The sequence below is a fragment of the Leptolyngbya sp. KIOST-1 genome (assembly GCF_000763385.1).
In the GTDB taxonomy this organism is placed as follows: Bacteria; Cyanobacteriota; Cyanobacteriia; order Phormidesmidales; family Phormidesmidaceae; genus Nodosilinea.
The window spans coordinates 2,057,461-2,077,889 of the sequence record NZ_JQFA01000004.1; the positions used below are offsets into that span (position 1 = coordinate 2,057,461).

Below are 20,429 nucleotides of genomic sequence, written 5' to 3' on the forward strand. Positions count from 1 at the left end.
GACCGGCGAAAGCGCACACTCCCCCGGCCAACCCGTTATTATCATAAAACTTCACGATGGGTTTGGCATACCCCCAGGGGTGAACTGCGCCAAATCTTGCCCAGAGCCAGGGGCTGCTGCCCCTCTCTCTGGGATCCCTGGGCTCCCCTGGCCATGACCCCAGATTGCGGCAGACTGAGTCGCCACAGCGATCGCGCCGCCAAGACCCTCGGGTGATCTCGCCAGTGTCACCGCCCCAGCTCAATCGCTACCATAGAGCAGCGAACCGTAATTGGCGGGATTCGCGCCGCGATCGCCCCGACCGCTGTCGTCCTCTCGACGTTGTCCTACGTGCTATGACATCCCTGGTTGCAGGCCAAATTGTATTTTTAGAATGCCGCCAAACCCGTCTCTACGCCGAGGTGATTCAGGTGCTGGAGCCTCGATCCACGGGCTGGATTCGGCCCCTGGCCCTGGTGAATGGCGATGACGTCATTCCTCTAGGCACCGCCTTTGACACCGCCATCGCTGAACTCAACAAACCGGCGGTTCCCGACATGCTGTGGCCCCTGGACCAGCTTCAGCCCGCCCTCGACACCGAGGTGATTCCGCTGATCGCCAACCTGAGCGCAAAGGCCGGCGCTGACTCAGACCAAATCAACGGTCAGGCCAGCCTGCAAGTCAACGATTTCGTGCGATCGCTGTGGGCCGATCAACACCACGGGGATCAATCCTCAGACTAGAACGGGAGCCAAATTTGGCTAACCCAGGCACTCCGTAAAAATCCGGACAGTTTTTATAAAGCTTTTACAAAGATACTGGGTCTATCTACGAGAAATTCCAGGTATGCCTTGAAAATACTCAATAGTTGGGGAGGTTGCTCCAGCCGAGTGCTGCGTCTGGGGTAACGAGTTTAAATTAACCAATTACGGTCTGCTGAAGCGGTTCGCCGTAGGCACCCAACCCTGGAACCAGGCGAATGCGACCTTCGTCCATTTCATACATTAGGAGTTCCAAAGCTTCAGAGTCGCCAATGGGCAGATAGCCAAGGCGCGTCAATTCAGCGTTAATGCCCTGCTCGATCTCAGGGGTCAATAGCCCACTGTGAAGGGCCTGTTCTACCAATCGTCGAATGGAAAATGTGGGGGTCATAAACCATTACCCTGGCGTAGTTGGATTGTTGTTATTGTCTACCCTGAGCCCCAGCCTAGCCAGTGACCAAGCCAGCCAGAAAGTGTGAACTTTACCACTAAGATTCGTGATTCAAATCACAAAAGGAATCAGCCGTTGGAGATATGTTCAGTAAATTCACGGGGGTATTTAATTAACAAGGTCTGAATCTATATCAAGTTATGGTTCAGATACCGATTTAAGGTGGCGAAGCAAACGTAACCCCGAGTACCGTCGTAATGTAGCGCGACGGCTTTAATAGGTCTTAACATTATCCAAAACCTGGAGTTTACCCAGTATGCAGACAGTGACTAAGGAAATGGCTATTTTTCAAGCCCAGGGCTCTCTCAACGCCTCCAATGCCCACGACTTCCACGCCTCCCTGATGCAGAGTATCCAGTCTGACAGGGCCAGCGGGCTGTTTGTAGACATGAGCCAGGTGGAGTCCCTCGACAGTGCTGGCCTGATTTCCCTCGTTTCGGCGCTAAAGCACGCCCGGCAGCTGCAAAAGCGCCTTTGCCTGTGCTCAGTACCGCCCGCTATTCGGATCGTCTTTGAGCTCACTCAGCTCGATCGCGCCTTTGAAATGGTGGACAACCTGCCCCAGCCCCTGCCTGCGGCGGCCTGAGTTGCGTTCACAGCGGAGCCTGTCCTCAGGCCGCTCCAGGGTCGCTCCAGGGTCGCTCCAGGGTCGCTCCAGGGCCGCTATAGTATGAAGGTCATACTGGCGATCGTTGGGGCAACTGGGCTGTGACTGTATCAATCGACACACTGGTAACGGCGGACATTTCTCGGCCAGGGCGTTACCTGGGCAACGAGTTAGGCGCTGTTCACAAGCCCTGGGAACAGGCGGCGGTGCGGTGGGTTCTGACCTACCCCGAGGTGTATGAGGTTGGGGCGTCCAACCTGGGTCACATTATTCTCTATAGCATTTTGAATGCTCAGCCTCGCCAGCTGTGCGATCGCGCCTACCTGCCCGCCGCCGATCTATCCACCAAGCTCAAGGAAACCGCAACGCCTCTGTTTGCCGTCGAGTCGCAGCGATCGCTGGTTGACTTCGACATCTTGGGCTTTAGCCTCAGCTACGAGCTAGGGGCTACCAATATTCTCGAAATGCTCTCCCTGGCAGGTATTCCCCTGACCTGGCAGGAGCGCAACCAGGCCGGAGCCTTTGACGTCGAAGCAGGCTCCTGGCCGCTCATTTTTGCCGGGGGGCAGACCGCCACCTCCAACCCCGAACCCTACGCCGACTTCTTTGACTTTGTCGCCCTCGGGGATGGCGAGGAGCTGCTGCCCGAAATTGCCCTGGTGATCGAGGAGGGGAAAGCCGCTGGCCTCAGTCGCGAGGCACTGCTGCTCGATCTGGCCCAGGTGCCTGGGGTGTACGTGCCCCAGTTTTACGATATGGCAGCGGATGGCACGGTGCACCCCAACCGACCGGAGGTGCCCCACCGAGTGCTGCGCCGGGTGGCCACCCCGATTCCCGCCTACGCCATGGGCCTGGTGCCCTACGTGGAAACCGTTCACGATCGCCTGACGGTGGAAATTCGCCGAGGCTGCACCCGGGGCTGCCGCTTTTGCCAGCCGGGTATGCTCACCCGCCCGGCCCGCGATGTGGAGCCCGAGGCCGTAGTCGATGCGATCGAGACGGGCATGCGCAAGACGGGCTACAACGAGTTTTCGCTGCTGTCGCTGAGCTGCTCCGACTACCTGGCCCTGCCAGCGGTGGGGGTAGAGGTCAAAAATCGGCTCAAGGACGAGAATATTTCCCTGTCGCTGCCCAGCCAGCGGGTCGATCGCTTCGACGAAAATATTGCCAATATCGTCGGCGGCACCCGCCTCACCGGGCTGACCTTCGCCCCCGAGGCGGGCACCCAGCGGATGCGCGACATCATCAACAAAGGCCTGACCAACGAGGAGTTGCTGCGCGGCATCAAGACCGCCCACGAGCAGGGCTGGAGCCGGGTCAAACTCTACTTTATGATTGGCCTGCCCGGCGAAACCGATGTCGATGTGCTGGGCATTGCCGAAACCGTGCGCTGGCTGCGTCAGGCCTGCACCATCAAGGGGCGACGGCCAATATCGTTTAATATCACCGTTTCCAACTTTACCCCCAAGCCCCACACCCCGTTTCAGTGGCACTCGGTGTCCACGGAGGAGTTTTTGCGCAAGCAACGGCTGCTGCGGGAGGAGTTCAGGGCCATGCGCTGGGCCAAGGTCAACTTTACCGATGTGCGGATCTCGGCGATGGAGGACTTTGTCGGGCGGGGCGATCGCCGCCTGGGCTCGGTGGTGCGCCGCGCCTGGGAACTGGGGGCCGGCATGGACAGCTGGTGGGAAAGCCTGGAAACCGCCTTCAACGCCTGGACCCAGGCCATCGATGAAGCCGGATTGACCCTGAAATATCGCCAGGTGGACCAGGGCGAATGGAACGTGATGGACACCGCTGAGGGGGCGAGCCGCCTGGATGCTCCCCTGCCCTGGGATCACCTCGACACGGGGATCGACAAAACCTGGCTCAAAGAGGATCTGCACCGCGCCCTGGAGGCCGCCACGGTGCCCGACTGCTCCTTCGAGGGCTGCAGCCACTGCGGCGTCTGCGGTCCCGACTTTGGCCACAACATCGTGGTGCCGCCACCGCCAATTCCAGCCTTTGCGGGCCACGGCCAGCCCAGCGCTGAGCGGGTCCAGCGCCTGCGGCTCACCCTGGGTAAGCTGGGGTCGCTGGCGCTATTGGGCCACCTCGACCTGGTGCGCCTGTTCGATCGCGCCCTGCGGCGGGCCGGGTTGCCGATCGCCTTTACCGGCGGCTTTCATCCCGGCCCCCGGCTATCCCCCGCCAACGCGCTGCCCCTGGGGGCCACCAGCAGCGGCGAAGTGGTCGACTTTGAGCTGACCCGCGCGATCGCCCCCGCTGACTTTTTGCAGCAGCTGGCCGCCCAGCTGCCCCCGGAAATTCCCCTCTACGACATCGCGGAGGTGCCCCTCGATGAGCCCTCGGCCACCAAGCGCCTGGACCGGGCCGAGTACTACCTGAAGATCACCCCAGAGCAGGAGGGGGCCGTGGTGTGGAGCGAGTGGATTGATGCGGTGATGGCTCTGGAGGACTGCTGGTGGGAGAAAAAAACCAAATCGGGCAAAACTCAGCTGCTGAACCTGCGGGAACGCCTGCACGAGCTGGCGCTAGTAAAAACCGATCAACCTCTGCCGCCGGGGCTAGAATATGCTCAGGGAGAATCCGAGGTTTGGCTGAGGGCTTTGGGCAACTGTCGCAACGATGGGAACCTGCTGCGTCCGGAGCAAGTCGTCTTCATGGTGGAGCAGGTGGCAGGCCAGCCTCTGGCACTTCGGCACGTGCATCGCAGCCGGTTGATTTTTAGTTAGCAAACCCTGAGGCGGATCATGGACAGAGAAACAGGCCATTCACCAGCGGCGGCAGAGTTCTCAACCCCAGATCAGCGGCCGGAGCAGGGACAGGAGCGGCGGGGCCGCCCCAGGTCGGGCAGCAGGCCAGTTCTTGGGTTTGGGGGCCGGGTGATGGTGGCGATCGCCAGCGCCAGTCTGCTGGTGAGCGCCCCACCCCCCGCCGGGGCCGAGGTGATAGCGGACTGCCCCCAAGAGATGCTGACCCCCTACTGGCCCGAGCGATCGCCCCAGCTGCAGCAGATCTTTTGCGAGCTATTGGTGTTCCCCACCTCAAGCTTGATCAACGGTGATGGCTTTGTCGATCGCATTGTCGACGGATCGCTCTCCAGCGACAGCCGCCGGGCCTCCGCAGAAACCATGACCCTGCCCAGCCTGTGGTGGAACCGCGACTCCCTCACGCCTCGTCTGGGGGGTCGCCGCCTGGTGGACTCCTGGATTTCCTACCAGATCCAAGCGACGGGGACGGCGGTGGTGGATGTGATGATCAATCCTCAGATGTGGTCAGTGCTGACCTATAACGAGCGCTACGCCGTGCTCAACCAGTTTGGCACCGCCGCCCGCTCCTTTGGCTACAACCTGCGGTTTTTCCAGGGGAATTCCCGCAGCTACCGCCTGATGGGCCTCTACGCCTGCAACTTTGGCGACCAGCCAGGGGTACCGCTCAAGGCCGGTAACGACGTTCAAAGTTGCTCTGCCAACCTGGATGCAGGCCTGATTGTGCTGCTCCAGCGCAATCTGCTGGCGGAGAGCGATCGCCGCCAGCAGGCCGCTCAAGCAATACAGCCCGTCGCAAGCCAGGATCGGCTGCCAGAGCCCTCGCTAGAGAACGATCTACAGGCCGCAGGCACCTCGTCATCCCCCAGCTCCGATTTGGCTCAACCGAAACATCATCCCCGCAGGCGCTCCCACAAGTTGTGGTAGCGATCTTCAGCGATGCCGCTGAGGGGCTGCAAAAACTCGCTCTGGTTAGCCACCTCGGGACGTAGAGTAATTCCTGACGGCCCTTGCAGCGGCTCGGGCAGCTGCAAGGGCTCGACCCCCCATAGCCGGGTCGAGGTGCCCTGACCAAAGATAGCGAGTTGGGTGGCAAAGTCAGCATCGAGACTGAAGTCGAGCCAGTTGAGGGCCGTAGATGCGCCCTGACCGGCTGCAGACGCGATCGCCTGAGGTCTGACCCACAGCTGAGCGCTGAGCAGCGTCCCCTCGGACGGTACCGCTACCGCCAGCTGACGATACCGCTTTAGCAGGGGCAGGGCATCGTCGGACCAGGCCACCACGGCGGTGGCATCGCCAATCAGCAGCGTTTCGAGGTAGTGCTCAGAGTCGTAGACCCGCACCTGCTGGTGCAGATCGGCCAGGAAGGGGGCTAGCCCCTCTACCGCTGCGGGATCTTCGGTATTAGCGGAAGCACCCACCGCCTTTTGGGCCAGGCCCAGCACCAGACGGGGATGGTCGGGCAGCACCACCCGCCGCCGCAGTTCTGGGCGCAGCAAATCGGCCCAGGTGGCCAGCGGGGCGCTGCCGCGGGGGAGGCGATCGCGATCGTAGAGCAGCACCAGGTGGCTCCAGCGGTAGGGCACCGCCCAAATGCTGCCCTCCGGGCTGAGCAGACCGGCGGCATCCCGGCGCACCAGGTCGGGCCACACCGCCGCCAGGTCAGACCAGTGGGTGAGCGTCGATACCTCCAGGGGCTGCACCAGCTCCTGGCGAATGGCGGGGGCCAGCCAGTAGTCGGCCAAACTCACCCAGTCGGCCCTTGAAACCGTATCCTCGGGTTGGCGGTGCCACCGCTGCAGCAATCCGTACAGCTCCACCAGCGAATCTTCGGGGGTAACGGCGATGGTGCTGCCCTGGGGCAACTGTTGAAAGGCATCGAGCAGCTGAGCCGGCACCGAATGGGTCACCATGGCCAACCGGAGGTTAGGGCCAGACCGACGCTGGCATCCGGCCAGCAGGGCCGCGACGGTCAGCCCGCCCGCCAAAAAGCTGCGACGATTCATGAGCATTTGCCCCTCAGCTTCCCTCTCCGGGGGAGAATACTGATCAACCATAGCGCTTTAGGACGTCCATGAAAGCTGTTCGAGATATTGTCAGTGTCTCTATCACCATCATTCTGGTGTCGTTTATCGGCCTCAGCCTGGCTCGACTGATGTACTTTTTTCTCCACAGCCAGCACATTATCTAGTAGATGCCTTTGTGTTGGTCAGCGACGAAGCAATGACCGAGGCCTGCCGCTGGCTGTGGTTTGAACTGGGGATTGCAGCGGAGCTGAGCGGGGGAGCCGCGATCGCAGCTCTGATGACTGGTCAGTACCAGCCGCAGCCCGGCGAAGTCGTCTGCGCCTTGATCTGCGGCAGCGGAACCGCAGGTTTAGACCATTAAGCCGCCACAGGGCCAAGGGTGGATGAGATTCGCATGGCCAGTTCGGTCAGGTTGTCGGTGTCGGTGCAAAATTGCTCGGCCTCGGGTCGGGGCACTCCTGCCTCAACCAGATATTCCACCAGCAGGTTAAACAGCATGGCTTCGGCTAACTCGCGCTGGTCGGCCCAGCCCCGCTGTTGGTAGTGCAGATACTCCTGACAGCGCAGGGCCAGATCGTGATAGGTAGCATTGCTGGTTAGAAACTGAAGGCTGCTGACAATCATGGCGACCTCAGAACGCAGGTTAGCCATAGTCTAACCAAACAACCTGGCGAAATATAGCGATGGCCATTGCGCTTAGGTCATTTGCCCCTGTTACTAGCTAGAACTGGGGCAGCGTAATGGCGTATAGCCATCGCCCCATGCAGTTACAGAGTGTCCTAACGGTTTTGGCGATGGCTATAGCTCTACCCCAGCGGTTTTTGGACTAGCCGATCGCCCTAAACACCACCGACAGATTGTTGGCAGGCATGGCGATAGTTTCGATCAGCGCCAGCCCCTGGGCCTCAGCGGCGGTCTCCACCGCCTCCAGGTCACGTACGCCCCAATCCGAGTTTTGGGCCTGCAGGCTGGCGTCAAAGGCCACATTGCTGGGGGCAGTGTGCTGTCCATTCTGCTTATAGGGGCCGTAGAGGTACAGAATTCCGCCCGGCGGCAAAATTCGCCCTGCCCCCGCCAGCAGCCCCAGCCCAGCCGCCCAGGGAGCAATGTGAATCATGTTGATGTTGACTACAGCGGCGATCGGGTGCCGTTTCAGGTCCGGGGCTGAGCGCAACTGGCAAAAGTTTTCGGACTCAACCGGCCACAGGGGAGCCGCCGCATCCAAAGCCAGAGGCGCGTGCAGGTTGGCGGCGGGAGCTACCGCTTGCCAGGCGGCAATGCTGGCTCGGGCACCGGGGGCAAGATCGGAGGGCAACCACTGCCGGGGAGCCAGACGCGGCGCAAAGTACGTGGCATGTTCGCCGGTGCCGCTGGAAACTTCAAGCACGGTGCCAGTAGGGGGCAGCACCCGCTGAAGCACCGCCAGGATGGGTTCGCGGTTGCGTTCTGTGGCGGGAGCGTGGCGACGGGTGTCGGGAGTCGTAGACATAGTTAAATGTTAAGTTGCTGCTGACCAACTTAGCGTAGGCAAAGTTGGTCAGGGCCAACGGTGTTTGTCCTTACGCAAGCGTCTGTTGAGCATTGAGAAAATTGACGATACGCTTGTATTGGCGCTGGCTCTAATTGACCGTGACTCTGCAGAGGAAACCGACATCTCTGGCGGCTTGCAGGTAGGGGCGAGGGCGGCGATCTCAATTTTGCTCAGAGTGTCTATGGGCAGTCCTTTGGTTTAAGAATTGACATACAGCAATTTAGCGCCTTCCCTGACGTGTCCTTGTAGTTGTTGGGATAGTTCAGGTGTCACGGGTTAGCCCTGCATAGGCTAACCCACTATATCCATTATTCATTTTTTCTCACTAAGTACTGATACCAATACTTTATGAGGATGAGCCTAACTCGGCGCCTGCAAGGCTTGCTGCCAAAGGGCTCTGACCCAAGGTTTTCTAATCGTCCTCACGCTGGATTGGTATAACGTACTTTCGCTAAATCCACCTAAAACTGCCTGGAGAGTAGTGTTTTAGATATTAGAGTTCTTACACGGCGAATGCTGCGCCGAGCAAGATCTAAATTGTAGCTTAAATCACTAATTCGCCAACCTTTCCAAGCAGTTTGGTCTAGATATTTAAAATATCTATCAGCTTGGGGATGGATGCAGTTCTTATTCCAAGGCTTGGGTCTAGTTGTATAGTGAATAATATTCGGCTTCCGAATTAAATCTGCATACAGTTTTTCGTCATAAGGGTTGTGTTCGGGAGTTGCAAAGAAATGGACTACATGCATTTGATTCCAAAGCGGTGATATTTCACGCCATTTGCCGGCAAGAATGACATTAATAGCATCTTGATCTGGAAAGGGAAGGTCTGGATGATTTCCAATAAATTCAAGCACGAGATCAGCTATTTTAGCTTCCCTCCACTTCTCTAAATTAATCACTAAAACGCCAGCATTCAAATATTTATGCTCTTCTGTCAAGCCCTTTTTATCTAAGTCATATGGGTTGAGATGCTCTGCACTTAAGATGGTTTTGTGGACTGGATCTGCAACGGCCAACAAGTATTGGTCTTCGATGTCTTGATCCCAAAGTTCAGCAAGGTCACCTTCAACTACAACATCAGAATCCAGGTAAATAAGTTTATTGAATTGAGATGGAACGATGGCAGGCAAAAGCAATCTATAATAATTTGAAATCGGGTGGTTACTACCTCGACATTTATAAATCGTTTTTCTTATCTGATCTTCTGTTGGCTTAACCCAGTGGACTTCAAGCCGATCAGAATCCAGAGTCTCAAGAAGCTTACGCTTATTACCTGAACTAATGCCACCGTCTAGAATGTACAAGATCATTTGACGGTCGGGGCTTAAATTTTTTAGCGCTGAGAACGATGTAACGGCCAAGGGTATGGCGAAAAAATCATCAGCAGCACAAGCAACAACAATAGGCTCTTTAATCCTAAAATCCATCATAAAAGTCCCTTTAAGAGTTAGTTTAAAAATTTTATCTTAGTCAGAAATTGAAGAATTGCAGCCCAGAACAGCCTTGGCAAGTCCGCTTCCAAGGTCGCTTATGTGCCTTGCTAGCCGAGCGACGCATCGATCGCCTAAGACACCCAAAAAACTGCTCGTCAATCTAAAATAGCTTTTAAATATAAGGAATCTGTGAGCTGTAGATTCCCCCTCGTCCCTACCCTCACAACCGGGAGTGCGTCATTCTTTGGTCAGGTAAAAACTGTTTAGCTGTTCATTCAGGTGAACCCAATCGAGGATTTCCCCACTTATTCGAGGCACCTCCAGTTGGGCAAGGAGAGTTCGGATGCCAGAATGACTATCGCCTAAGCCATAAAACAAGCTAACAAAGGTCAGCTTTTGCAGCCACTCCGGCATGGGACGGTTTCTTGAAACCACCCCATGCCCGGCCCATCGCCGTTGATGCAAACACGTTGTACCGTGCGATCGCCCGTCCGAGATTTGACGCAGGCAACCCAACAGCTTCTTAGCCACCTACTGCATGGGTTTCAGCGATCGCCAGCTAACCCTTAACTACTCTGAAAATCTTGCAGGAAGAAGTATTGGCCGCTAGCGATCGCTCCGGATATAGACCAAACCCGCTACAGCAGTTCCGGCGGCACTTCTTCGGGCACGGTCCAGAAATAGACCATTCTGCCGTCCACATTTACCACCTGCTCCGGTTCCCAGCGGCCCATATCGAAGGCGTGGGAGACGATGCGGGTGCCGGGTTGCAGCTCCTGTAGCAGCCGGGGCTTGAGCCGCAGATTGACCTCAGACAACAGATACAGCGTCACGACGGTCGCTTCGCTGAAGTCGGTTTCAAACAGGTCCTGCTCCCTGAACTCCACCAACTCGGTAACGCCCGCTGCTTCGGCGTTGGCGTTAGCCTCCTCAACCCGATCTGGATCGATGTCTACACCAACCCCCCGGGTGCCGAAGCGCTCGGCGGCGGCAATCACAATCCGCCCGTCGCCACTGCCCAGGTCGTAGAGCAGGTCGTCTTGGCCGACATCGGCCAGGCGCAGCATTTCGTCCACTACCTCCATGGGAGTGGGCACGTAGGGCACATCGAGATCGGTGCGAACCGGGGCGGGGATACCGGCATCCACTCCGGCGGGCGGCTGCCCCGACTCAAAGGCCGTCTGCTGCTCGCAGCCATTTAGGGCGAGGCCAACGGTGCCCACCCCCAACGCGATCAAAGTCATCAAACGTGCGTTCATTAAAGCGATTCTCCCAGGCTAAACAGCTAACGACAGGACCGAGACTAGCGGGCAAAGCGCAGCAGGGGTAGGCCCAGGGCCACGACACCCACCCCAACCAGCGCCCCCAGACCTGTGTAGACCAGGCTGGAGTAGAGCAGGTAGCCGCAGACCAGGCAAAACAGCAGCGGCGTGACCGGATACCCCGGCACCCGAAAGGGTTGGGGAGCGTCCGGGGGCTGTCGCCGCAGCCGCAGCAGCGACAGGCCGCTGAGCAAAAAGAAAAACCAGAATACCGGGGCGGTGTAGTCGACCATGGTTTCAAAGCCGTTGCGGGTCAGGGTGCCGAGGCCGACCAGGGCCAGGGCGATCGCCCCCTGCACCGCGTAGGCTGCCGCTGGCGTACTGGAGCTGGCCCGCCAGCGACCCAGCAGCCCAAACCGGGCAAAATCCTGACCCAGGGCGTAGTTGGCTCGCGCCCCGGTAAGCAGGGTGGCATTGAGCGATCCCAGGGCCGCCAGGGCGATCAGCAGGCTGACTAGCACAGCCCCGGCTGGCCCCAGCACCTGACCTATGAGGTCAGCGGCGATCGCCTCCGAGGCGGCCATGCGCTCTAGGCCCAGCCCCCACAGGTAGGCAACATTGACCAGCAGGTAAAGCGCCGTAATTAGCCCAATGCTCCACAGCAGCGATCGCACCATGTTGCGCCGGGGCTGCTGCAGCTCGGCTGAGATATAGGCGGCCTCATTCCAGCCGCCGTAGGAGAGCAGCACAAACACCATTGCCAGGCCAAACGTTCCGGGCGAAGAGGCGGCCACAGGCTCGGCGGCTGGACTGGGTGCCAGGGAACCCAGCAGGCCGATCAGGGCGACCCCAATCACCGTGGCTACGGTCAGCCACTGCTGGGTGCGCTTGCCCCCCTGGAGCCCGCCGATGTGCACCAGGGTGAGCAGGGCGATCGCCCCGGCGGCATAGAGCGCTGGCGAGGCCTCCCCCAGCCGCCAGATCTGCGACATATAGTCGCCAAACACAAAGGCCAGCAGCGCGATGGATCCGGGCTGGAGCACGCTCATTCTGGCCCAGGAGAAGAGAAACGCTGTGGCCGACCCAAAAGCCCGCTTCAGATAGTAGTAGCTGCCGCCCACGTGGGGATAGGCTGTGGCCAGTTCGGCGTAGCACAGCGCCCCCACCACCGAAATGCCGCCGCCCAACAGCCAGGCCAGCAGCATGGTGGTGCCGCTGGTGGAATTGGCCGCCACCAGGGCCGGGGTCTCAAAAATACCGGCCCCAATCACTACGCCCACAATCAGGGCGATCGCATCACTCAAACCCAGACGCGACCCCGCCTCCGAACTGGGCAGACCTGAAGCGGTAACGTCAACTAGCTTTTCCACCCAACTGTTTCCCAAGTACGGCTCGGGCAGGTAACAACCCATACCCGCCCCATTGTTCACTACCGATGGTGACGAAAAATCCTACCAGGGGAAGAAAAAAGTAAAGCCCCCGGCAGGCTAGCCAGATGGACCGGAAAGTCGCTACCCATATCGTTAGCTAGGGTCTGAACCCACCGACAAAAAAAGGGTACAGCCGTGGCTGTACCCTCGAAGCTGTGGTTTGGCTAAAGGTTTAGTGACCTGCTATGGGCTTTAGCGGCGATTGGCACCGGCGGCAGAAGCCGACGAGTTGTAGACGCCCCAATCGCGAATACCGCTCTCCTGCAGCACCGATTCGGCGGCCCGAATTTCCTGTTCACTGCCTTCGACCAGTACCAGGTACTCACCCTTGTTATGGACGCGATCGTTGTAGTAGTTGGCGCGGTCTTCAGGGACGCCCCAGCCAATCAGGGCACCCAGCAGGCCACCGCTGGCCGCACCAATTCCCGTACCCAGCAGGGTATTGGCCAACAGAAAGCCCACTTCGGCTACGGCTCCGACGCCGGGAATGGCCAGCACGCCCAGGCTGCCAATTAAGCCCACGGCACCACCGGTAATAGCACCGGCTTTGGCACCGGCACCGGCACCGCCCAGGGCCTGTTCAGACTTGGGCTTATTGGGGTCGTAGTCCTGATTTGAGGATAAATCTCTCAATCCTTCACCCGATTTGGCCACCACAGAAATGCGGTCCATGGGAAAGCCGGAGTCCCGCAGGCGATACATGGCGCGCTCGGCCTCCTGCCGAGTCGCAAACAGCCCAACGGCGCGTTGGAACTGGTGAGGTTGATTGGGGGACGTTCTCATAAATGTTTCCTCCAGTGAGGATTGCAGCAAACAGCAGCGGTTCCAAACCAGTGAGCCGGAACCGTCGCTGACCTAACTTTAGAGTGACAAATAAATCGCCCCATGCCCTCGCCCGTTGGCCAGAAACCCCGCGTCACCCCAAGGCTAGATTGGGCCTCTATCGGCAGTCAGGGGAAAACTATGTCCCGCGGCCTGGGATGCAGGTCAGTGGGTCGGTTTACCAGCTTGGCGATCGCCGTACTGCTGCAGGGCCAGGCGCGCCGCCCCAACCATACCCGCCTGGTTGCCCAGTTCGGCCACCAGCACCTGCAGGCCCTCGCGGGAGCTGGGCAGCACGCGCATCTCCAGCTCGGCCTGGGTGGTGGGCAAAAACAGCGCCGCCGCCGCGCTAATGCCGCCGCCGACAATCACCGCCTCCGGGGTGAGCACATAGACCAGGCTGGCGATACCCGCCCCCAGCCAGCGACCGTAGGTGTGCCAAAAGGCGATCGCCGCCTCATCTCCCGCCTTTGCCCTGTCGTACAGCACAGCCGGGGTCAGCCCTGTCTCGCGCGCGATCGCCTGCACCGAGCAGTACTGCTCCAGGGACCCGCGGTTGCCGCTATTGCAGGGCGGGCCATCGGGATTTAGCGTAATCAGCCCCAGTTCTCCGGCGGTGCCCTGGCGGCCAACAAACAGCTGCCCGTTGAGGATAATCGCGCCGCCCACGCCGGTCCCCAGGGTCAGCGTCAGCACGTCCTTGAAGGCCCGTCCGGCCCCCAGCCAGGCTTCCCCCAGCCCGGCGCAGTTGGCATCGTTGGCAACGACCACGGGCCGACCCGTGGCCGCTTCGAGGGCATCGGCGATGGGCACGTCCGTCCACCCCGCCAGGTTGATCGCGACGCGGGCGATGCGGCCAGCGGCATCGGCGGGGCCGGGGGTGCCCACGCCAATGGCCACGGTTTCGCGGTTGGGGTCAAGAGCTGCGATCGCCTCGGCCATCGCAGCGATCACCGCCGCTGGTGTCGAAGGCTGGGGGGTGGGCACCGTCATATCGCTCAGGCACTGCCCCGATTGGGTAAAGCGCCCCAGCTTAATCGCGGTGCCGCCCAGATCGATCCCAATCACCTGCTGCGCTGCTGTCGCCATCGCCAATCCCTAGCCTGCTGTAATATCTGCCAGGGCCATTGTCTCAGATCGTTGTCTCAGAACGTTTGAGCGTTATTGGCGGCGGGCGGCGGCGGTTTGAAAGGCCTGGCAGTACTGCCGGTAGCCGCCTGGAAACACCACGTTGAGCACCAGAGGATCGTCGCCGTCCTGGGGATCGCCAGGGCCTTCGATGACCCTGCTGGTACCGCCGCGATCCTCCAATTTAAGCGCCTTGCGGTTCTTGAGTTCGCCGCCGCTGCTGTCGACGTAGGTGACCAGGTTGCCCCTGCCAAAGCGCTGGCCGATCGCCTGAATCAGGTGCAGAAAATTGCGATCGCTGCCGCCCCGCTTGGCCACCGGCTGGCCGTCTTCGATGACTACCACACTGGTCACCGTGTCGCCCACGCCCACCAGGATCGGCATCAGGGCCGGGTCAAAGTGCTGCACCACCAGATCCAGCAGTTCGCCGTGGCGGTGGGGGGCCCGGCGCACGCTAAAATCTTCGCCCAGGGGGTAGTCGCCGGTTCTGGCCGCGTAGTAGCGGTTCAACAGCGCCAGCACCCCCGCCTCTTTAATTGCCCCCCGCACCATGAACTGAAAGTCGGTGGTGCCCGACTCCTCCCCCTGACTAAACCAGGGAATTTCGGTGCCGTCGGGGCCGCGGCCGTGGTTGGGGGCGTAGTGGACAAAGAAGGCCCCCTCCAGTCCCTGGCGGGCCGCATTGCGCAGCAGGTCTTCCATCAGCCCCTGCATGGCGCGCTGGAGGGCAGCATACACCTGAGGTTGGTCCGCCAGCAGCCCGTGGAAGGTGTTGAGGTTGGCCGTGGGTGAGGCCATATTGTCCAGCACCGACGCCTGAATGGCTTGCTCCAGGGCAGCCCCGGCCAGACTGTCGCAGTGCTGGGCAAAGAACTGGCGCAGGCGATCGCCCATTGTCTCGGGCACCGCCGCCAAAAACGCCAGCTCGGCCTCACTCACCCCAGGATGGGAAATGTCGCCCGCGCGGGTCTGCCACTGCACACCGCCCGCCGCCAGCCCCGGCAGGTAGTAGCGCCCCGCCTGGGCCTGGGTTGCCCCTCCCAGCGATCGCTCAATAATGTCGTTCATCCCCCGCTTCCCCGTGTGCTCGCCGTTGGTGAGTACAAAGAAGTGGCCGTCAAAGCGCTGGGTGGCCTCCAGGTAGCTGCGCTCAACCACGCGATCGAGGGGATCGTTCACCAGGCCCATGCACACCCCGTCTAAGTCCTGAATAATCAGCAGATTTTCGGTGGTGGCCAGGCAGTCAACCCAGGCCCCGTGGTCCAGGGAAAACGCCTGCCGATGCAGGAGAGGAGGTGCAATATAAGACATGCCAAACGTCAGGATACGGCAAAACAAACAGCCCGAAGTTAGCAGATCAGCCTCAGGCTGACACCTACCGGGCGGTAGAAGTGGTTAGCGCTCCGGGGGGTCAGAAGGCTACGTTCAACATTCAAACTCTCCAATTGTGAAGGTTCAAGCGTCCTGAACAGGGATTTTTTCCTAGAGCCATCCCTTTAACCGGTAAACGCCAAGGCCCAAATATTCCTTGAGTGCCCGGCTGAGGTAGTGCAGGTTTTCCGTTTGGGGCAGCAGGTTTAGAATGCGGCCCTGCCAGGTGCTGTGGGCTGGGTCGAGAGAGTCCTGCACCACGTGAAAATCGGTGGGGGCCGGAATGGCCTCAAACCCGAGGTTTCTAAAGATGGCGAGGGCCCTGGGCATGTGCATCGCCGAGGTCACCAGCAGAATGCGCTCGATGCCGCGATCGGCCAGCAAAACCTGGGTATAGACGGCATTTTCAAAGGTGTTGAGAGAATTGGGCTCCAGCAGCATAGCGCTGGGGGGGACGCCCATGGCTTCGGCCAGTTCGGCCATGTCCTCCGCCTCGGAGCGGCCCTGCCCCTGGCCCCAGGTAATCCGGCCGCCGCTAAACACCAGCAGAGGCGCTTTGCCCGCTAGGTAGAGCCGCGCCCCATGCAGCACGCGATCGCCCTCCTCCGCCACCTCAATCCACGGGCGGGGCGGAAACTGCGCTCGAATTGCGCCTCCCAGCACCACGATCGCCTCCGCTGAGGGCAAATCGACGGTGTTGGGGTAGCGCCACTCCAGCGATCGAATCACCCGTGCCGCCACCCAGTTGTTGCTGCTCACCAGCAGCAGGACCAGCGCCAGGGCGATCGCCCCCCTGGCCCAGCCGGGCCGCCGCTTGATCAACACCAGCGCCGCCCCCAGCAGCAAACAGGCCAGCCCCAGCGGATAGATCAACTGCGGCAGCAGCTTAGACAAGAATAAAAACATGCCCTCCCACTCTCCAACCCCCTACCCCATCCACCCTTCACTCCCCCCGCTTCCCCAACAGCCCCCGCAGTTCCTCCAGCAGAGATTCCTGCTCGGTCTGCAAACTCTCCAGGCGGCCGACAATTTCCGTCAGGCGATCGCCATCCGGCTCAACCCGCGCGGGTTTTGCCCACCGCCGCACCAGCAGCCCCGACAGCGCGGCAAAGATCCAGGCGCTGAGCTGAAAGGGCAGCTTGACCAGGGTCAGCCAGAAGCCTTCGGTGAGGCGGGCGATTGCGCTCCACAGCCCGGCAAACAGCAGTAGCCCCACCACCACCAGCCCCAGCGTCCACAGCGGGTGCCCCACCAGCCAGCCCACCACCGGGTGCTCCGCCAGCCAGCTCTGCAGGGGACGCAGCAGGGCGGACTGGGCCACATCCACCCAGGAACTGGTCAAGGTATCTGTCAACATCCCCATCGCCACACCCACCCGCCCACTCACCTACCCACCCACTCTAGCTACGGAGCCGGAGCCGCAGGCGGTGCTGGCTGAGGTTCGGGCACATCAGGCGATCGGTTGGCCATCCACCACCAGCCCAGCAGCGCCAGCAACAGCACCGAACCCGATACCGCCAGCACCCAGCGCGGCACGCCCGGCGGCGGCGACGCTGTCGCCGGCCCTGGCCCCACCTCCTCCTGGGGCGAACTTTCGCCGTAGAGTTTGGCCCCGGTGGGGGGCACCGGCTCCGGTTCCGCCCCGGCCGGAATCGCCTGGTCGGCCCGCACCGAAGACGGGGTGAGGAGTTTGTGCTGCATCAGCACCACGGTGGTGTTGTCGTGACCATTTTTTTGGTTGGCCAGCTCGATCCAGGAGGCCACCGCCGAATCCAGGGTGACAATGTCTTTGATAATCAGGCCGATGTAGTTGGCCCAGGCATCTTCGATGCGGTAGTTGTCGCTGAGGCCGTCGGAGCACAACAGCAAAATGCCGGTCTCATCGAAGATAAATCGCTGAATGTGGGGCTGGAGATGATCGCCACTGCGGGTGCCCAACGCCTGGGTCAACGCCCCGGCATCGCTGCGCTCGAGCGCCTGGGACCAGGTCTGTCGGCAGGCGATCACCTCCCGCCCGGCAATGTCGTCATCCACTGTCAGGGGATGGCAGTAGTCGGGGGTAATCCAGTAGGCGCGGCTGTCGCCCACGTGAGCCACATACACTTCGTTGACCCGCTCCCAGCCCTGCTCAGTCTGCACCCGCTGGGGAATCACCATCGCCATGGCCAGGGTGGTGCCCATGCGCTGACGGCCCACCCGGCCCCGGTTGTCATTCTGAAAGTTAATCAGCTCGTTGACAATGCGAATGACGGCCTCTATCTGCTGAATAATCACCTGGGGTGGCAGCACCCGCAGCTCGTTTTGGGCCTCGGCCAAAAGCGCCTGGAGCTGAATTTGCAGCGACTGCACCGCCAGCTGACTGGCGACTTCGCCGCCCTCGTGACCGCCGACGCCATCGCAGACGATCGCCACCTGTAGACCAGCCGCTTCGAGCTGAGTCCCCTGGGGCCAGCAGGCGTCTTCGTTGTGGGGCTGGGTCGGTCCCTGGGCCGTAGCCCCCGCCAGGGCAATGCGGGTCGACACCGTGGCCGCCTGGTGCAGCAGGATCTGGTTCAGGTCGAGGGAGAAAGCCGCCGAGTCGGTATCGCCCGCGTCGATGCGGTTGACGATCGCCCGCAGCGGTTCTGAGACCGCCAGGTGCAGGGGGGAGAGCAGCGATCGCCATAGCTCCGCCAGGTCCGCCAGGGTGGGGGCTCCCAGGTCGCCATCGGACATCAGCTCCCGCAGCCGCAGCCGCCAGCCATCGACCCGCAGGTTATCGGGAATCAACACGCTCCTGGCTAGCCCCAGCGCCCCCAGCTGTCCCCAGAGTTCCCACAGCTGCCACAGCCAGTTGGCCTGCCGCAGCGGCGGTGCGCTAATCAGCCCCGCCTCCAGCTCAGGCAACAGCATCCCGGCCTGGGGATGGATGGGCGCATTGTCCAGCAGCAAAATGGGCGGTGCGCCGGTGCGCTCCAGCACGCCGTAGAGCCCGGGCACGTGCAGTCGCAGGGGGTGCGCCCGCAGGTAGGGTCTCGCCTCGGTGGGAAAGGAATCCGGGGCGCTGGGGCGCTGGTCGGGCTGGGTATCGAGCCAGACGTGCGGGGCCACCACCCGATAGCGCTGGCCCACCAGCTCATCCACCGGCAGGGTCTCCAGGTCTGTGCCTACGACCCACAGGTAGGGCTTGTAGCGAGCGGGACGGCGTTCAACACGGTTCATAGGGCGATCGGCACAATTCAACGCCAGGCATGTCTTAAAACAACGTAATCAAGCCCCCATAGAGGCTGACCCTAAAGATAGATTAATCCTAGGAGGATAGCGAAACTTTCTGACGGACAATCTGGAATCGGGCCAACCCGACGTGAAGTTGTCCTTCGGTAGCGCCTCCGTCTCTCTACCGGGTTGCCATGAACTATCCCTTATTCTGGGCCATTCTGGGGGCTGTCTTTTGCCTGATGGAGCTGTTTCTGCCCACTGGGTTTGTCGAATCCACCCTGGGCATCAGCGCTTTTTTTGTGGCCTTTTTAGCCCTGCTGGTGCCAATTTTTAGCCTCCAGCTCGTAGCCTGGGTGGCGCTATCGCTGGTGTTTATTTTCCTGCTGCAGCGGTTTGTGCCCAAGCGCACCCCCTACAGCCTGCAGGAGTCCACCGAGGCCCGCACCCTGACGGCGATCGCCCCAGGACAGACCGGGCGGGTAATCTACGAAGGCAACTCCTGGCAAGCTCGCTGCGACGACGAAACCATCACCATTGGTGCCGATCAACAGGTGGTCGTGGTCAGCCGCAAGGGCAACACCCTCTATGTCATGCCCGAAACCCTGCTGAGGGCTTAGGCGAGCAAGCCAAGACTGGCCAAACCACTACCGCAAACCCTTTGAGGACTTTCATCTATGGGCAGCCTTTTTAGTTTTCTAGTCCTGCTGATCTTTGGCGGCTCGATTGCCGCTAGCTCCGTCAAAATCATCAACCAAAGTGACGAAGCCCTGGTCGAAAGACTGGGCAAGTATAACGGCAAAAAACTCACCCCTGGCCCCAATCTTTTGATGCCCTTTTTCGACAAGGTGGTGTTCAAGCAGACCATTCGGGAGCGGGTGCTGGATGTGCCTCCCCAGCAGTGCATTACCCGCGACAACGTCTCCATCAGCGTCGATGCCGTGGTTTACTGGCGCATCGTCGATATGGAAAAGGCCTACTACAAAGTCGAAAATCTCCAGGCGGCGATGGTCAACCTGGTGCTGACCCAAATTCGGGCCGAGATGGGCAAACTGGAGCTCGATCAGACCTTCACCGCCCGCTCTGAGATCAACGAGATTTTGCTGCGGGAGCTGGATATTTCAACCGACCCCTGGGGGGTGAAGGTGACCCGGGTGGAGCTGCGCGACATTGTGCCCTCCAAGGCCGTGCAGGATTCCATGGAGCTGCAAATGGCCGCCGAGCGCAAAAAGCGCGCCGCCGTGCTCACCTCCGAAGGCGAGCGCGAGTCGGCGGTCAACTCGGCCCGAGGCCGGGCGGAGTCGGCGGTGCTCGACGCCGAGGCCCGCCAAAAGGCGGCCATTCTCGACGCCGAGGCCGATCAGAAGGCGATCGTGCTGCGGGCCCAGGCCCTGAGACAGGAGCAGATTCTCCAGGCCCAGGGTACCGCCGAGGCCATGCAGGTGATCGCCAAAACTCTGACCAGTGACCCCGGCATGCGCGAGGCGCTGCAGTTTATCATTGCCCAGCACTACCTGGAGATGGGGCTGAAAATTGGCAGCAGCGACAGCAGCAAGGTGATGTTTATGGATCCCAAGAGCATTCCAGCCACTCTGGAGGGCATGCGGGCGATCGTCGGCGACGGGCAGGCAAGCAACCTGTAGACAACCTGTAGTTCA

The 20,429-nt window shown here is 60.6% G+C and carries 20 protein-coding genes; 7 read left to right on the plus strand and 13 right to left on the minus strand.

Features of this window, described 5'->3' with window-relative positions; all coding sequences use genetic code 11:
* The first annotated feature begins 335 nt into the window (after positions 1-335).
* Positions 336-722 (plus strand): hypothetical protein, encoded by a 387-nt coding sequence (locus NF78_RS25995; RefSeq protein WP_035993036.1) that lies wholly within the window; start codon positions 336-338, stop codon positions 720-722.
* A 175-nt stretch (positions 723-897) separates the two neighbouring features.
* On the opposite strand, the gene NF78_RS26000 is transcribed toward NF78_RS25995, so the two are convergent.
* Positions 898-1,131 (minus strand): hypothetical protein, encoded by a 234-nt coding sequence (locus NF78_RS26000; RefSeq protein WP_052050972.1) that lies wholly within the window; start codon positions 1,129-1,131, stop codon positions 898-900.
* A 316-nt stretch (positions 1,132-1,447) separates the two neighbouring features.
* On the opposite strand from NF78_RS26000, the gene NF78_RS26005 reads away from it, so the two are divergent.
* The 3 genes from NF78_RS26005 (at position 1,448) to NF78_RS28655 (ending at position 5,496) form a co-directional block, all read left to right on the plus strand.
* The gene (locus NF78_RS26005; RefSeq protein WP_035993040.1) at positions 1,448-1,777 is read left to right on the plus strand and encodes an STAS domain-containing protein; all 330 of its coding nucleotides are present in this window, start codon (positions 1,448-1,450) and stop codon (positions 1,775-1,777) included.
* A gap of 122 nt (positions 1,778-1,899) precedes the next feature.
* A complete protein-coding gene (locus tag NF78_RS26010; RefSeq protein ID WP_035993041.1) occupies positions 1,900-4,533 on the plus strand; it encodes a TIGR03960 family B12-binding radical SAM protein in 2,634 nt (877 codons plus the stop codon).
* A gap of 18 nt (positions 4,534-4,551) precedes the next feature.
* On the plus strand, positions 4,552-5,496 hold the full coding sequence (locus NF78_RS28655; protein ID WP_156119977.1) for a hypothetical protein: 945 nt from the start codon (positions 4,552-4,554) through the stop codon (positions 5,494-5,496).
* Here the strand turns inward: NF78_RS28655 and NF78_RS26020 are convergent.
* Positions 5,463-6,581, minus strand: coding sequence for an extracellular solute-binding protein (locus tag NF78_RS26020; RefSeq protein ID WP_225885424.1), 1,119 nt, complete (start codon positions 6,579-6,581; stop codon positions 5,463-5,465). The two genes, NF78_RS28655 and NF78_RS26020, sit on opposite strands and share 34 nt — an antisense overlap.
* A gap of 211 nt (positions 6,582-6,792) precedes the next feature.
* Here NF78_RS26020 and NF78_RS30100 point away from each other — a divergent pair, with 211 nt between their 5' ends.
* On the plus strand, positions 6,793-6,957 hold the full coding sequence (locus NF78_RS30100) for a hypothetical protein (protein WP_081972951.1): 165 nt from the start codon (positions 6,793-6,795) through the stop codon (positions 6,955-6,957).
* On the opposite strand, the gene NF78_RS26025 is transcribed toward NF78_RS30100, so the two are convergent.
* The 11 genes from NF78_RS26025 to NF78_RS33155 form a co-directional block, all read right to left on the minus strand.
* Positions 6,954-7,247: a hypothetical protein gene (locus NF78_RS26025; protein ID WP_035993043.1), complete on the minus strand. Its 294-nt coding sequence runs from the start codon at positions 7,245-7,247 to the stop codon at positions 6,954-6,956. The two genes, NF78_RS30100 and NF78_RS26025, sit on opposite strands and share 4 nt — an antisense overlap.
* Before the next feature lie 175 nt (positions 7,248-7,422).
* Positions 7,423-8,085, minus strand: a complete 663-nt coding sequence (locus NF78_RS26030; protein ID WP_035993047.1) for a DUF938 domain-containing protein — start codon at positions 8,083-8,085, stop codon at positions 7,423-7,425.
* A 503-nt stretch (positions 8,086-8,588) separates the two neighbouring features.
* Positions 8,589-9,557, minus strand: a complete 969-nt coding sequence (locus NF78_RS26035) for a glycosyltransferase family 8 protein (RefSeq protein WP_197064975.1) — start codon at positions 9,555-9,557, stop codon at positions 8,589-8,591.
* 644 nt (positions 9,558-10,201) lie between these two features.
* Positions 10,202-10,822: an SAM-dependent methyltransferase gene (locus NF78_RS26040; RefSeq protein WP_035993052.1), complete on the minus strand. Its 621-nt coding sequence runs from the start codon at positions 10,820-10,822 to the stop codon at positions 10,202-10,204.
* A gap of 44 nt (positions 10,823-10,866) precedes the next feature.
* Positions 10,867-12,195, minus strand: coding sequence for an APC family permease (locus NF78_RS26045; RefSeq protein WP_263970703.1), 1,329 nt, complete (start codon positions 12,193-12,195; stop codon positions 10,867-10,869).
* A 252-nt stretch (positions 12,196-12,447) separates the two neighbouring features.
* Positions 12,448-13,038 (minus strand): general stress protein, encoded by a 591-nt coding sequence (locus tag NF78_RS26050; RefSeq protein ID WP_035993056.1) that lies wholly within the window; start codon positions 13,036-13,038, stop codon positions 12,448-12,450.
* Positions 13,039-13,242: 204 nt separating this feature from the next.
* Positions 13,243-14,166, minus strand: a complete 924-nt coding sequence (locus NF78_RS26055; protein WP_035993058.1) for an ROK family protein — start codon at positions 14,164-14,166, stop codon at positions 13,243-13,245.
* A 72-nt stretch (positions 14,167-14,238) separates the two neighbouring features.
* Complete coding sequence (stpA, locus tag NF78_RS26060) at positions 14,239-15,516, minus strand: glucosylglycerol 3-phosphatase (RefSeq protein WP_035993060.1); 1,278 nt, start codon at positions 15,514-15,516, stop codon at positions 14,239-14,241.
* A gap of 171 nt (positions 15,517-15,687) precedes the next feature.
* Positions 15,688-16,482, minus strand: a complete 795-nt coding sequence (locus NF78_RS26065; RefSeq protein ID WP_035993061.1) for a YdcF family protein — start codon at positions 16,480-16,482, stop codon at positions 15,688-15,690.
* A gap of 37 nt (positions 16,483-16,519) precedes the next feature.
* The gene (locus tag NF78_RS26070; RefSeq protein WP_156119978.1) at positions 16,520-16,933 is read right to left on the minus strand and encodes a hypothetical protein; all 414 of its coding nucleotides are present in this window, start codon (positions 16,931-16,933) and stop codon (positions 16,520-16,522) included.
* 47 nt (positions 16,934-16,980) lie between these two features.
* Positions 16,981-18,777: a protein phosphatase 2C domain-containing protein gene (locus NF78_RS33155; protein WP_035993066.1), complete on the minus strand. Its 1,797-nt coding sequence runs from the start codon at positions 18,775-18,777 to the stop codon at positions 16,981-16,983.
* 188 nt (positions 18,778-18,965) lie between these two features.
* Here NF78_RS33155 and NF78_RS26080 point away from each other — a divergent pair, with 188 nt between their 5' ends.
* On the plus strand, positions 18,966-19,391 hold the full coding sequence (locus NF78_RS26080; RefSeq protein WP_035993069.1) for an NfeD family protein: 426 nt from the start codon (positions 18,966-18,968) through the stop codon (positions 19,389-19,391).
* A gap of 57 nt (positions 19,392-19,448) precedes the next feature.
* Positions 19,449-20,414 carry an SPFH domain-containing protein gene (locus NF78_RS26085; protein ID WP_035993072.1) on the plus strand — a complete coding sequence of 322 codons (966 nt, stop codon included), beginning with the start codon at positions 19,449-19,451 and terminating at the stop codon, positions 20,412-20,414.
* Positions 20,415-20,429 lie beyond the last annotated feature (15 nt).

What these genes read in the sequence shown, in the direction of transcription:
- NF78_RS25995 (WP_035993036.1), top strand. Translation starts at nt 336, where the DNA reads ATGACATCCCTGGTTGCAGGCCAAATTGTATTTTTAGAATGCCGCCAA.
- NF78_RS26000 (WP_052050972.1), bottom strand. Translation starts at nt 1,131, where the DNA reads ATGACCCCCACATTTTCCATTCGACGATTGGTAGAACAGGCCCTTCAC.
- NF78_RS26005 (WP_035993040.1), top strand. Translation starts at nt 1,448, where the DNA reads ATGCAGACAGTGACTAAGGAAATGGCTATTTTTCAAGCCCAGGGCTCT.
- NF78_RS28655 (WP_156119977.1), top strand. Translation starts at nt 4,552, where the DNA reads ATGGACAGAGAAACAGGCCATTCACCAGCGGCGGCAGAGTTCTCAACC.
- NF78_RS26020 (WP_225885424.1), bottom strand. Translation starts at nt 6,581, where the DNA reads ATGCTCATGAATCGTCGCAGCTTTTTGGCGGGCGGGCTGACCGTCGCG.
- NF78_RS30100 (WP_081972951.1), top strand. Translation starts at nt 6,793, where the DNA reads ATGACCGAGGCCTGCCGCTGGCTGTGGTTTGAACTGGGGATTGCAGCG.
- NF78_RS26025 (WP_035993043.1), bottom strand. Translation starts at nt 7,247, where the DNA reads ATGGCTAACCTGCGTTCTGAGGTCGCCATGATTGTCAGCAGCCTTCAG.
- NF78_RS26030 (WP_035993047.1), bottom strand. Translation starts at nt 8,085, where the DNA reads ATGTCTACGACTCCCGACACCCGTCGCCACGCTCCCGCCACAGAACGC.
- NF78_RS26035 (WP_197064975.1), bottom strand. Translation starts at nt 9,557, where the DNA reads ATGGATTTTAGGATTAAAGAGCCTATTGTTGTTGCTTGTGCTGCTGAT.
- NF78_RS26040 (WP_035993052.1), bottom strand. Translation starts at nt 10,822, where the DNA reads ATGAACGCACGTTTGATGACTTTGATCGCGTTGGGGGTGGGCACCGTT.
- NF78_RS26050 (WP_035993056.1), bottom strand. Translation starts at nt 13,038, where the DNA reads ATGAGAACGTCCCCCAATCAACCTCACCAGTTCCAACGCGCCGTTGGG.
- NF78_RS26055 (WP_035993058.1), bottom strand. Translation starts at nt 14,166, where the DNA reads ATGGCGACAGCAGCGCAGCAGGTGATTGGGATCGATCTGGGCGGCACC.
- stpA (WP_035993060.1), bottom strand. Translation starts at nt 15,516, where the DNA reads ATGTCTTATATTGCACCTCCTCTCCTGCATCGGCAGGCGTTTTCCCTG.
- NF78_RS26065 (WP_035993061.1), bottom strand. Translation starts at nt 16,482, where the DNA reads ATGTTTTTATTCTTGTCTAAGCTGCTGCCGCAGTTGATCTATCCGCTG.
- NF78_RS26070 (WP_156119978.1), bottom strand. Translation starts at nt 16,933, where the DNA reads ATGTTGACAGATACCTTGACCAGTTCCTGGGTGGATGTGGCCCAGTCC.
- NF78_RS33155 (WP_035993066.1), bottom strand. Translation starts at nt 18,777, where the DNA reads ATGAACCGTGTTGAACGCCGTCCCGCTCGCTACAAGCCCTACCTGTGG.
- NF78_RS26080 (WP_035993069.1), top strand. Translation starts at nt 18,966, where the DNA reads ATGAACTATCCCTTATTCTGGGCCATTCTGGGGGCTGTCTTTTGCCTG.
- NF78_RS26085 (WP_035993072.1), top strand. Translation starts at nt 19,449, where the DNA reads ATGGGCAGCCTTTTTAGTTTTCTAGTCCTGCTGATCTTTGGCGGCTCG.